This is a genomic window from Flavobacterium sp. Flavsp81 (genome assembly GCF_059491325.1).
In genome coordinates this window covers 1652417-1666271 of record NZ_CP168505.1, presented here as the reverse complement: position 1 = coordinate 1666271, position 13855 = coordinate 1652417, and the positions used below count along the sequence as shown (strand labels likewise).

General features: G+C 34.7%; 7 protein-coding genes. 4 read left to right on the top strand and 3 right to left on the bottom strand.

The features are described from left to right. The first annotated feature begins 3 nt into the window (after window positions 1-3). From nagB to ACEN92_RS06680, 3 genes are all read left to right on the top strand, one after another. A complete protein-coding gene (gene nagB / locus ACEN92_RS06690) occupies window positions 4-1941 on the top strand; it encodes a glucosamine-6-phosphate deaminase (protein WP_495641595.1) in 1938 nt (645 codons plus the stop codon). 145 nt (window positions 1942-2086) lie between these two features. Next, complete coding sequence (locus ACEN92_RS06685; protein ID WP_495641594.1) at window positions 2087-4153, top strand: beta-N-acetylhexosaminidase; 2067 nt, start codon at window positions 2087-2089, stop codon at window positions 4151-4153. Between the two features lie 470 nt (window positions 4154-4623). Beyond that, entirely contained in the window at window positions 4624-9870 is a 5247-nt protein-coding gene (locus ACEN92_RS06680; protein ID WP_495641593.1) for a glycosyl hydrolase family 18 protein, read from the top strand. Between the two features lie 179 nt (window positions 9871-10049). On the opposite strand, the gene ACEN92_RS06675 is transcribed toward ACEN92_RS06680, so the two are convergent. From ACEN92_RS06675 to ACEN92_RS06665, 3 genes are all read right to left on the bottom strand, one after another. Beyond that, window positions 10050-10244: a hypothetical protein gene (locus tag ACEN92_RS06675; RefSeq protein WP_495641592.1), complete on the bottom strand. Its 195-nt coding sequence runs from the start codon at window positions 10242-10244 to the stop codon at window positions 10050-10052. Between the two features lie 408 nt (window positions 10245-10652). Continuing rightward, on the bottom strand, window positions 10653-12041 hold the full coding sequence (locus ACEN92_RS06670; protein ID WP_495641591.1) for a radical SAM protein: 1389 nt from the start codon (window positions 12039-12041) through the stop codon (window positions 10653-10655). Between the two features lie 30 nt (window positions 12042-12071). Continuing rightward, entirely contained in the window at window positions 12072-12812 is a 741-nt protein-coding gene (locus ACEN92_RS06665; protein WP_495641590.1) for a prolipoprotein diacylglyceryl transferase, read from the bottom strand. A 96-nt stretch (window positions 12813-12908) separates the two neighbouring features. On the opposite strand from ACEN92_RS06665, the gene ACEN92_RS06660 reads away from it, so the two are divergent. After that, window positions 12909-13682, top strand: a complete 774-nt coding sequence (locus tag ACEN92_RS06660; RefSeq protein ID WP_495641589.1) for a TlpA family protein disulfide reductase — start codon at window positions 12909-12911, stop codon at window positions 13680-13682. The last annotated feature ends 173 nt before the right edge of the window (window positions 13683-13855 follow it).

Here is a 13855-nt window from a genome sequence, read left to right as displayed (position 1 = left end):
AAAATGAAAAGTGCTTTAGAAATAAAACCTGATATCAGCTATAAAAGTGCGGGGAAATTTGAAGAGACCAGATTCGAAAAAATTCACAATGAAACCTTCAAAAATTCAGCAGAAGCTTCAGTAATTGTTGCACACGAAATTGCTCAGTTAATTAGATCTAAACAAGAAAAAAATAAATCTTGTGTATTAGGTTTGGCAACAGGTTCTTCTCCTATAAAAGTCTATGAAGAATTAGTGAGAATGCACAGAGAAGAAGGACTAAGTTTTAGCAATGTAATCACTTTTAATCTGGATGAATATTATCCGATGACGAAAGAAAACAATCAAAGCTATCATTATTTCATGCACCAGCATCTTTTTAATCATATTGATATTAACCCTGAAAACATAAATATTCCGGACGGTACAATTGCTATTGACGAATTAAATCAATATTGCATCGACTACGAAATGAATATTAAAAACGCTGGAGGACTTGATTTTCAATTATTAGGAATTGGGCGTACAGGTCACGTAGGTTTCAATGAACCGGGATCACATATCAATTCCGGTACACGTATTATCACACTGGATCATATTACAAGAGTAGATGCATCATCAGATTTTAATGGTATAGATAATGTCCCAAAAAGAGCGATTACTATGGGAGTTTCTACCATTATGAGATCCAAAAGAATTGTATTGATGGCATGGGGACAAAACAAAGCCGGTATCATCAAAAGAACCATTCAGGGAGATATCAGTTCTGAAGTTCCGGCAACCTTTTTACAAAATCATCCTAATGCCACTTTCGTTTTAGATCAGTCTGCAGCTTCAGAATTGACTCGTTTCAAAACACCCTGGTTGGTTGGAGAATGTATTTGGACACAGGAATTAAAAAGCAAAGCGATTGTTTGGTTATGTCAAAAAACAAAACAATCCATTTTAAAATTAACAGATCGTGATTACAATAATAACGGAATGTCTGATCTTTTGGCACTGGAAGGTTCTGCTTATGATTTGAACATCAATATGTTCAATGTATTACAGCATACCATTACGGGATGGCCGGGTGGAAAGCCAAATACTGACGACTCACATCGTCCGGAAAGAGCCAATCCTGCAAAAAAACGAGTAATTCTTTTTAGTCCGCATCCGGATGATGATGTGATTTCTATGGGAGGAACTTTTTCAAAATTGATCAAACAAGGACATGATGTACATGTAGTATATCAAACCTCCGGAAATATAGCCGTTACTGATGATGAGGCATTAAAATTTGCTGAGGTGTGTAACGATTTTGTTGGAGATGCAGAGGGTAAAATAAATTTTAAATCTGTAATTGAATTTCTGAATAATAAATCTGAAGATCAGGTAGATTCGTTGGAAGTTCGAAAATTAAAAGGACTCATAAGAAGAAGAGAATCGTATGCAGCGACAAGATACATTGGTTTAAAAGATGAGAACACTCACTTTTTAGATCTTCCTTTTTATGAAACAGGACAAGTAAAGAAAAATCCGTTAGGTCCGGAAGATATTGATATCGTAAAGGACATTATCGCCAAAATAAAACCACATCAGGTATTTGCCGCCGGCGATCTTGCCGATCCGCACGGAACTCATGAAGTCTGTCTGAATGCCATATTTGCCGCATTAAAAGAATTAAAATCAAAACCTTATATGGATGATTGCTGGTTATGGTTATATCGAGGGGCATGGCACGAATGGGACATTCACGAAATTGATATGGCAGTTCCGTTAAGTCCATCAGAAGTATTGTTAAAACGCCATGCCATTTTGTACCATCAGTCTCAAAAAGACAGGGTGATGTTTCAGGGAAATGATTCCAGGGAATTTTGGGTTAGGGCAGAAGATCGTAATAAAAATACAGCCATCCTTTATGATGATTTAGGTTTGGCAGAATATGAGGCGATTGAAGCTTTTAAACGTTTTGATTACTAAGATTATTTTATGGTTCGTTTAGAGCGGATCAAATTTCGAAATTCAGATTGATTTATAATGATAGTGAGGATCAATAGAGATCTTTCTGGATTTTTTTTATTTATATGAATGTTATTTCAGGATAACATTTTTCAAGCGACATAAAATGAAATATATATTAGTCCTACTATTAGCGGGTTTAGCTTCTAATGCTCAAATTCAAAAAGAGCAATTAAATCTTATGCCCTGGCCTCAGAGTATTGTTTTAAATGAAGGGAATTTTGCTTTAACTAAAAAATTTAAAGTAAATATCACAGGAGATCCTAATTCAAGAATTTTTGGAGGAGTAACTCGTTTCTTAAGACGATTAGATAGCAGAACAGGTATGTTTTTCGAACAGGGTTTTATTACCAAACTGAATGAAGTCCCAATCGCTGAACTTCAGATTAACTGTACAAAAAACGGAAAAATTGGTTTGTATGAAGATGAAAGTTATCATTTGGATATTAAACAAAAGCAGATTACAATAAATGCAACCAGCGATTTAGGGGCTTTGCACGGTCTTGAAACCTTACTGCAAATGCTGCAAAATAATAGTACGTCATTTTATTTTCCAAACTCCCAAATTTCAGATTTTCCAAGATTTACCTGGAGAGGTTTGATGATAGATGCTTCAAGACATTTTCAGCCGGTTGACGTAATCAAAAGAAATATTGATGGATTGGCAGCAATGAAAATGAACGTTTTTCACTGGCATTTGGTTGATGATCAGGGCTGGAGAATTGAAATGAAAAAACATCCAAAATTAATTGAATTAGCTTCGGATGGGCAATATTATACACAAGAAGAAATTAAAAATATCGTAAAATACGCTGATGAGCGCGGTATTTTAATTGTTCCGGAAATAGATGTTCCCGGTCACGGATCGGCTATTTTAACAGCTTATCCGGAAATTGGAAGTAAAGTGATTACACTTATAGGAGGAACTTCAGAAAAAAACATTCAGGGAACGGCAATTGCCACCTATGGAATTGAAAGAAATGCAGGTATTTTTTCGCCTACATTAGATCCTTCAAACCCTAAAACATACCAATTATTGAGTGAGTTATTTGATGAGGTTTGCCCATTGTTTCCCGGGGCTTATTTTCACATTGGCGGAGATGAAAATGAAGGAAAAGATTGGGATGCGAATCCAAAAATTCAGGAATTTAAAAAGAAACATAACTTAGCTACAAATCACGAATTGCAAACCTATTTTACCATGCAATTAGCCCCAATGCTTAAAAAACACGGCAAACAATTAATGGGATGGGAAGAAATTTTGACAAAAAATATGTCAAAAGAAGCTATTATCCATTCCTGGAGAGGACCGAACGAAGGAGTGGCTACTGGTCAGTCATTAATAGACGCAGTTAAAAAAGGGTATAAAACAGTATTATCAAACGGATATTACATCGATTTGATGTATCCTGTTGAAAACCATTATCTGAATGACCCAATGCCAAAAGAAGCTAATTTAACAATTGAAGAGAAGGCAAGAATTTTAGGCGGAGAAGCGACAATGTGGACAGAGCTTGTGTCACCAGCAACAATAGATTCCAGAATTTGGCCAAGAACAGCTGCAATTGCCGAAAGGCTTTGGTCGGCAGAAAATATTACGGATTTCGCTAATATGCGTAAACGTCTTGAAACTGTTTCGTTTAGATTAGAAGAATTAGGTTTGACACATATTAGTAATAAAGCTGTTATCCTTAGAAATATTGTCAATAACCAAAATATGGAGGCAATTAATGATTTTTCAAATGTTTGTGAACCTTTAAAAGGATATTCCCGAAATAAGGACGGAACAGAATATCAGATGTATTCTCCACTGACACTTTTTGCAGATGCCTGCACGCCCGATGCCAAAGATGCTATAATTTTTGATGAGGCAGTAAATCAATATCTGACGAGTAAAACTCCTGAAAATAAGGCAAAAATTGCCGCGTTTTTCAACAAATGGATCGCCATAAATAAAGATTTGACTGCGCTAAGTGCCACTGCTCCTTTAGTACAGCCAATTTTGCCTTTGACTAAAAAATTAAGCGATGCATCGCAAGAGTTATTGTTTGTTTTAGAAAATAAATCAACTTTAAAAACAACCGATTTAAAAAGCCTGATTGAGCAATGCAATACAAAAGACCATGCTGATGTTGAACTCGCTGTTTATGCGAGTTTAAAAAAATTGATATAATTGTTTGAATTGGTTTAGTAAGTTTTAGTACCGCAATTGTTTAGGTTAATTACCTCTACCGGAATTCCGGTAGCGGTAATTAAAACTTCCCCGAAAAATCTTTTTCAGACTGATATTCTGATATTAAATAACCAATAAAATAATAATAACCATTTAAACCAAATAACGAATAAAAAATGATAAAGTAAAATTTTTTAAATTGATGAATTAGCGCCCCAAATTTATCGGTTTTTATTTAATACTAATTTTTAAACAAATTATACATAAATATAAATCACTATTTGCTTATGATTATGGTAGAATCAGTAATAGTAATATTTATTTATAGAAGTAAGAGGATTATTTCCAATGAGTTGCAATGTTTTCTATTTGCAGTTTGTTGAATCCCAGTTGTGCTTTTTTATATGTTGTATCTGACATGTAATTAAGTGAATTGGAATACTTTTTCTATTAACCAATATTAATTAATTATGAAACATTATTACAGATTACTTTTTTTGTTACTGTTTCCCTTACTCGTGTCAGCCCAACCAGCTCACGGTAAAAAAGTAGTGGGATACTATGCGCAATGGTCTATTTATGCGCGGGACTTCAATGTTCCGAAGATAGATGGAAGCAAATTGACACATTTGAATTATTCTTTTTATGGGACCACTTTTGATGCTGCCCATCCTGAGAATACAAAATTAAAATGCCTGGATACCTATGCTGATTTTGAGCATACAGAAGGCGGAATTCCTTGGGATGCTCCGGTAAAAGGAAACTTTTATGATTTGAAAAAACTAAAAGAAAAGTATCCGCATCTAAAAATTCTTATTTCTGTTGGAGGATGGACGAAAGGTCAGGATCTTTCCCCAATTGCTGCAAGTCCGGTAGCAAGAGCTGCTTTAGCTGCAGACATGGCAAACTTTATAGTGACTTATCCTTTTATTGATGGTTTCGACATTGATTGGGAATATCCTCTTTCCGGAGGAACAGACGGTACTGAGGTCATTAACGGATCGCCTATTCCTCCACAAAAGTATAGTCCGGACGACAACAAAAATTTAGTATATTTATTAAAAGCAATGCGTCAGGCAATGCCAAATAAATTAGTTACAATCGCTGCAGGAAATAATGTCCGCAAAGTTTCATCACAATATTTAGGACCAAACAACAGGGTGCAATACGGAATGACAGAAGACATTTCGACTTATTGTGATTACATTACTTATTTTGGATATGACCTTGGCGGTAACTGGTATGATAAAACATGCTATAATGCTCCTTTATATGCAAGCGGAAATGCAAATGATCCACTGTATGGTGCAACACAATCAGAATCATTAGATGAATTAACAACTCAATTTCTAAATGTAGTTGGTTTTCCTGCCAATAAGTTAATCATGGGATTGCCTTTTTACGGAAAAAAATTTGACAATGTTGCCAATAACGGAACCAATCCTAATCTCCCGGGATTGTTTGTTGCAGCACCAAGATATACAGTTTCAGGTTGTACAAATCCACAGAATCCTACAGGAACTTGGGATGGTCCTGCAGCATGCGAAAAATCCGGAAGTATCGAAATCTGCGATTTAGTTGGAAATCCGGTAACCAATTCACACGCTTATTTAGATCCAAATACCATGTTAGTCACACCAACCGCAGCTGCTGCAGGATGGGCACGCTATTTTGACAATACTACTAAAGTTCCTTACTTATACAATGCTACTTTAAAACAGTTTATCAGCTATGAAGATAAACAGTCAATGGATTTAAAAGTACAGTATATCAAATCAAGAAATCTTGCCGGAGGAATGGTATGGGAATTGTCTCAGGATACCAGAGGTTCGATTCCAAATTCATTATTAACTCAGGTTGATACTTCGTTTGGAAGTACGGTTATTGGATCTGTAAGTATTTCCGGATCAGTAAAAAACGGATCAGCTTTAGTGCCTGATGTTACCGTTGAATTGCGTAATGGAAGTAATGCAGTATTACAAACTATTGTTTCTACTGGAGGTAATTTTACATTCAGCAACTTAACTTCAGGACAAAATTATACACTTACAGCCTTAAAATCGACTTATACTTTTACTCCTGTAACATTAACCAATGTTACAGTTAGTCAGACAGCAGTTGTTATTAATGGAACTCAACCTTTATACACAGTAAGCGGAACAGTTCTTGACGGGACAACTCCAGTTTCAGGCGTAACCGTTACGGCAACTTCAGGATCAACAGTTTTAACGGCTGTTTCTAACGCAAGTGGAGTTTATAGTGTTTCAGGTTTAGCCGCGGGATTAAATTTCACTCTTACAGCTGCAAAAACAGGATTCTCTTATACGCCGGCTTCAACAGTCTATAATACAATTGATGCCAACAAAACGTTGAATTTTACTCAGGGAGCGGCAGTTGTAAATTACACAGTAAGCGGAACTATTTTAAACAATACAACTCCGGTTTCAGGCGTAACCGTTACAGCATCTTCAACAGGTGGAAACTTCACAGCTGTTACCAATGCAAGTGGTGTTTATTCACTTAGTTTGCCTTCTGCAGGAAATTATACGGTTACAGCTGCTTTAACAGGACAGACCTATACTCCGGTTTCAACAGTTTATTCTAATTTAAATGCCAATAAAACATTAAACTTCTCTCAGGATGTTGTGGTTATTGGAACCAATAAAATTAGCGGAACAGTTAAAAACGGAGTAACTCCGGTTTCAGGTGCCAAAGTGGAATTGGTATTGCCATGGACAGATAATACACATAGCTGGAAAAGTGTTTTTGCCACTACAGATGCACAAGGAAAATACAGTTTTGATAATGCAGTAGTAAATGGATATACTACAATTTCAAGTTTAAAACTAAATGCCTGGGAAAATGGAGACGTGGTATATTTACCATCAAATTTGACAAATTTTGCTGTTCCGGCAAATCCAACAGTTTACGATTTTAATACGAGTGTTGTGGTGACACCAACATATTTCACGGTAAGCGGAACAGTTTTAAACGGAACAACTCCTGTTTCAGGAGCGACAATTTCAGCAGTTTCAGAAGCAACAACTTTAACAGCAGTTTCAGATGCTTCAGGAAACTATAGTATTGCAAACTTAGTTTCAGGATCAGATTATACGGTGACTATTGCAAAAGCAGGGGTAACATTTACTCCGGCTTCAACAGTTTATACCGCTATAAATTCAAACAAAACACTAAGCTTTACTCAAACTGTTATTAATCCAATATATTACACGGTTAGCGGATCAGTTTTAAACGGAGCAACTCCGGTTTCTGGTGTAACGATTTCGGCAGTTTCAGGAACTACAACTTTAACAGCAGTTTCAGATGCTTCAGGAAATTATACAGTTTCAAATTTGGCTGCAGGATCAAATTATACTGTAACGGCTTTCAAAACAGGAGTGAGTTTTACTCCGGCTTCGACAGTTTATTCTGCAATCAATTCAAGCAAAACATTAAATTTTACACAGAATGTTGTCAATGGATATTTAATTAGCGGTACTGTTAAAAATGGAACAGTTCCGGTAGCCGGAGTAAAAGTAGATTTAATTTTGCCATATGCTAATGATACTCACGGATGGGTTAACTTATCAACTTTGTCGGATGCTCAGGGAAATTACCATTTTGAAAATGCTGCCATTAATGGTTACATTACTTTTTTAAGTTTAAAGATTAATGCTTGGGAAAATCAGGATGTTGCTTATTCACCATCTTATCCACAAACAAATCTTCCAACTTCACCACAAGTATTTAATTTTAATACTCAAACGGTTGTTGCTACTACTCCGGTGGTTGCAATTACTGCACCAACAAGTTCAGCGATTTCCTTAAATTTAGGAAGTGCAGTTAATTTTACAGCAAATGTTGGATTAAGTGCCAATGATGCCACTACAATTTCGTCGGTTGTATTTAGCTTAGATGGTCAGAATTTAAGTGTTACAAATGCTGCAGGAAATTATAATGCAAGCTGGACACCAGTTGCCAGTCAATTTTCAGCAAGCCATACGTTAACCGTTACAGCTACTGCATCAAACGGAACAACAGATTCAAAAACATATAGTTTTACATTAAGTTGTTCAGGTGCAAACTGCCCTAATTCATTGCCGGTAATTACCTGGAATTCACCATCGAATACTACTGTAAACCAAAGTTCTTTTCAGGTTGTGCCTATTTCAGTTACAGCTGTTGATAGTGATGGATCTGTTTCGGGGGTTACTATCACAATCAATGGAGGTACTTTTAATATGACTGCTGGAGCAAACAATATTTATACGTATAATTTTACACCATCTGCTTATCAGGATTATCCGATTGTAATTAAAGCTACCGATAATAAATCTGCTGTAACTACATTAAACAATACAATTAAAATTGCTCCGATCAGCAGTAATAGGTTTATTCCACTTCCTGCAAAGGTACTTTTAGGATATGCTCACTCCTGGGAAAACTCTTCTGCTCCATTTTTATATTTTTCTCAAATGGTTGGAAGCAAGTTTAATGTAGTTGATTATTCTTTCATTGAAACCGTTAATCGTGATGGTTACACACCAGTACTAACTACAAATGACACCAGATATTTGACGAATGGCGTTTTCAATAAACAATTGTTGAAAAATGATATTCAAAGTTTAAGAGCCAGCGGGGTTCCTGTTATCATTTCTATTGGAGGTCAGAATGGCCATGTTGTTTTAGATAATGTAACTCAAAAAAATATTTTTGTTAATGGTTTAAAAGCAATTATTGACGAATATCAATTTGATGGAGTTGATTTAGATTTTGAAGGCGGATCCATGAATTTTAATGCAGGAAGTTTACGAGATATTTCTTATGCAGGAATCTCAGCTTATCCAAGATTAAAAAACATAGTAGATGCCTGTAAAGAATTAAAAGCATATTACGGAACTGGATTTTTATTAACTGCGGCTCCGGAAACACAATATGTGCAAGGTGGATATTCCAGCTATTCAGATACGTATGGATCATTCCTTCCAATTATTCAAAACTTGCGTAATGAATTGGATTTGTTAGCCGTACAATTGTATAATACAGGTGGAGAAAACGGATTAGATGGTCAATACTATGGCTCAGCTAAGAGAGCAAATATGGTAACCGCTCTAACTGATATGCTTGTAAAAGGGTATAATATTGGTACAACAGGAATGCATTTTGATGGTTTACCACCTTCAAAAATTCTTATCGGGTTGCCAGCTTGTCCAAGTGCAGCAGGTAGTGGTTATATCACTCCAGCCGAAGGAATCAGTGCTTTGCATTATTTAAGAACAGGAACTACTTTTTCAGGAAGAACCTACACTATGCAACTTGGGGGACCTTATCCTAATTTGAGAGGTTTAATGACCTGGTCTGTAAACTGGGACGCTTCTTCTTGTGGTAATTCGTCTGAATTATCAAAGGCATATGCTGCCTATTTTGCATCGCAATCCACAGCAAAAAAATTTGCTGACAAAATTGAATTAAACAGCAATACAATAGTGTATTTCAGAGACAATGTCTTATCAGTTGCAAATGGAACTGAAGATATTGCTCAGGTTGATGTTTTCAACACAATCGGGCAAGTTTTGGCAAGTCAGAAAAATATTCAGAATAGTAAAGAAGTACTGCTTCAAAGTCAAAGTTTCAACACCAAACAGTTGTTTATAGTGATTGTTACTGACAAGGGAGGAAATAAAAAATCATTCAAAGTAATCAATTTTTTAAATTAGAAGTGATTGAATAGAATGGAAAAGTTAGAAATAAAATTGGGACGGTTAAAATTGAGTTTGGTTATTTATTTTTTAATCTGATTTGTTTCTAATTAGATGGTCAAATTCAGGTGATTTGTTATTTGGTTTTCACCTGAAGGAGAGCATTATAAGCCTGGTAATTATATTGCCAGGCTTTTTTAATGCATACCACTTAATGAAAAATTGGCAGCACAAGTACCAAAACCAATTACAAAGGCTATTACGGAATACAAAATAATTTTTAATGAAATCTTCTTTTCTTCTACAAATATTAACCGTAAAATTCCAAAGAAAAAAGTGAGAACACTAATAAATGCCACAACAAAACCAATCAACCCTAACTCATCTCTCATAATTTATGCAATTTGTTTAATTTTTTTATTGATGTTTTATGTACTTTATATTATTAGTTAATACGATTTTGATATACATTTACGGGTTAATTACAGTTACCATTTTGCCACAATACAGAAAGACTAAAATGCTTTATATTAAATGTAAAAAGCAATAATTCTGATTAATACTATTGTGCGCTCCAAAGAAAACTAAAATCTTCTACATTTTTATTAGAATTACAAATTATTTAAAATCACTACACATGTACCAAATCCTATTACAGCAACAACTATTGGAATCAATAATAGCGTTAAAAATTTTTTTTTATTCCCCTTGCCTGAAATTAAACCGAAGAGGCCAATAAAAAATACCGTGCAAAGAATCAATCCAACAAATAGTAAAAATTCCATAAATTAATTAAAAAATTAAACATTTAATTTTTCCCGTATCTGATCAATTTTATGATCTCTGTAAAATAGATTCATTGTTTCAAAAGGAATGATTTTCATTTTATCACTTACAATATGTACACATGATTTTTTAACCGCCCTGACATCAAAATCATGGGCATCCATAAAATTCATAATCAAAATCCGAAACAAGTTGTTATAATTTAATGTGTCAGACTGAACTCTTGGCAGACAACACATTAATTCATTAAATTCACCTTCTGCACAATCAACAGAAATACCTGTGCTGAACAAATTCAGCATATGGGTTTTAAGTTTTTCATCATGCTCAAAAACAATCGTATTTTTTGAGTTATTCAACAAATCTTCAGGGTTTATCAAATGAGTCATCGGAAAAACTTCTCCATCAATTTTCAAGGCATAAGCCATGCACAAGGCGTCTGGATTGCAAGGAACCGGAATTAAATCCTCAGGTGTAAAAAGAGGGTATTGCTCATAAATTTTTCGGCGTACTTCAGTTAATGTTATTCTTCCTGAAAAGTCATCGTAATTATCATTTCTGCCGGCAACTTGCGTAGGCTGAAAAGTCACGCCACGGACACATTTTTGCTGTAAGGCATATTCAATTATTTTACCAATTTCATCATCATTTTCTCCTTTTTGCAGGGTGACTACCAATGTAGTAGAAATATTAAATTGATTAAGATGTTCTATTGCTTTTTTACGGACTTCCGTTAAATCTTCGCCTCTTAATTTTTCTAATACTTCAGGCCTAAAACTGTCAAATTGCAGATAAATCTCAAAATCAGGCATGTAGGTTGCCAATGTTTCTACAAACTTAATGTCTTTTGCAATTCGGATACCATTTGTGTTTAACATCAAATGTTTTATAGGTTTGCTTTTGGCGATATCCAATATTTTAAAAAACTCAGGATGCACAGTTGGTTCCCCTCCCGAAATCTGAACCACATCTGGCTCGCCTTCATTAGCTACAACGGTGTCAAACATTTTTTCAATTTCCTCTAATGTGCGGTGTCTTCCGTAATTGGGTGCTGAGTTGGCGTAACAAGTCGGACACGCCAAATTGCAGCGATCCGTAACCTCTACAATGGTCAGACAGGAATGCTGTTCATGATCTGTACACAATCCACAGTCATAAGGACAGCCGTAATGCACTTTTGTATTGAATTTTAAAGGCATTTCAGACTGTTTGTTGTAATTACGCAACTGTTTGTAATAGGTGACATCATCAGCAATCATCGCTCTCATTTCGCCATGGGTTTTGCAATGTTTCAGCATCCAGACTTTATCATCCTGAAATACAATTTTAGTATCTACAAGTGCTAAACAATGGTGACATAAACTTTTAGTGTAATCGTAAAATATATAATCGCGGGTTTTCATTGAAATTGTTTTATGGTGTAAAGTAAGATTTTATTTGCTTTTAAAGACCAATATTCGGTAAAGAAATTTCCAGTAATAGCCAAAAATAAAAATAGAACTCCACTGGATGCTGCTTAGATTAAGAAACAAGGGTTCGTAAGGTTTTATAAATTCAACTAAAAAACGGAATAAAAAATACAAGACCATAAAGAGCTTAAACCGGTCGCCATTAATCAAATTTTTATTTTTTATGCTTTGAAAAAAGAAGAAAAGCAAAATCATAAATAGCATTTCATACAAAGCGACAGGATGTCTGTATAATCCGTCACCTAAATTCATTCCTGTAAAAAAAGTAGTTTCGTTGCCATAAGTTGGTTCGGCTATGCCCATGGAAAAACAGCCAATTCGTCCAATAAATAAAGCGGCAATAATAGGAATCACATATAAATCGCCGGATGCGATCTTTACGCCAATGACTTTTTTAATTAATTCGACACCAAATAATCCTCCCAAAAACCCTCCTGCAACCGTTTTATTCTGATAGATGGTTAAAAAAGTCTGATTAGCAATTTGGGACGGATTTTCGAGCAAGGCAATTACTCTTGATCCTATCAAAGCACCAATCATGGCACCAATCATAATAATTAAACGATTAGTATCTGATATAGGATCCTGTGCTCTTTTTTTTAGAAAATAATAGATTCTTATACCAACAAAAAAAGCTAAAGTTTCAAATACAAAATGCCAGTAGAAGGTTTTTTCAAAGATTTCAAATTGAAAAGGAAATGTCATTTAATTAGGATTTTTAACGAATATAGGTAAATCTATTTAAAGATTTCCAAACTAATTTTTAAGTACTTTTGAATTCTAAATTATTCTATTAAATTCATGAAGAAACTAATCAGCCTTATAGTTTTACCCTTAATTATAATCTCTTGTACTGGCCAAACCAAATTTGGAAACCCGGAAGCAGATCCAATTCAGATTCAAAATAAATTTATTGACTGGTGGACGTATCAAAGCAAAAATATCATGCTTTCAAGAGATTTTGTGCCACTTGATGTTCTGTCAAAAGAAATTTCAAAAGAATCATTTTTGGATCAATTGGTTAACGGGAATTTTATTCCAATCCGATTAAAATCAACTGACTCGATTTACTGTTACAAGCTGTTTAAAATTCAGCCTAAATCAGATACCAGTATAAAAGCAACCATCAATCAAATTGCTTTCGATGCGCTTAAAAACTATAAAATGGAAGGCACCGCTTTTCCTGAATTCTCTTTTAATGATTTAGACGGAAATATAGTTTCAAACGAAACCATGAAAGGAAAAATCATTGTTATTAAATGCTGGTACATTCACTGTGCCGCCTGCATCAAAGAATTTCCGCAAGTCAATCAATTAGCAGCAAAATACAAAGACCGAAAAGATATTGTTTTTATAAGTCTGGCTGAAGATACTCCCGAACAGCTAAAAGCATTTTTAGTGAGAAAACCATTGTCATATTCGGTGATTCCAAACATGAAAGTGTATATGAACGAAACACTCGATTTAAATGCTTTTCCAACACATTTTATACTGAATAAAGAAGGTATAATAATCAAAGTAGTTAATAATTACGAAAGTTTAGAAGTTGCCTTGGCAGAAGAAAGTAAATTGTAGCGGAATTTTGCCCGCGAAGTCGCGAAGTCACAAAGTTTTTTTTGTAATTTTTAAATCATTTTGAGGATTTATGTTTAGTTTAAATGTATTTATGTAACTTATATGGTGAAGTTTTTCACATTAAGTTTTTTTTCTCTGCGCCTTGGTGTCTTTGCGAGAGGTATTCTTTAGGA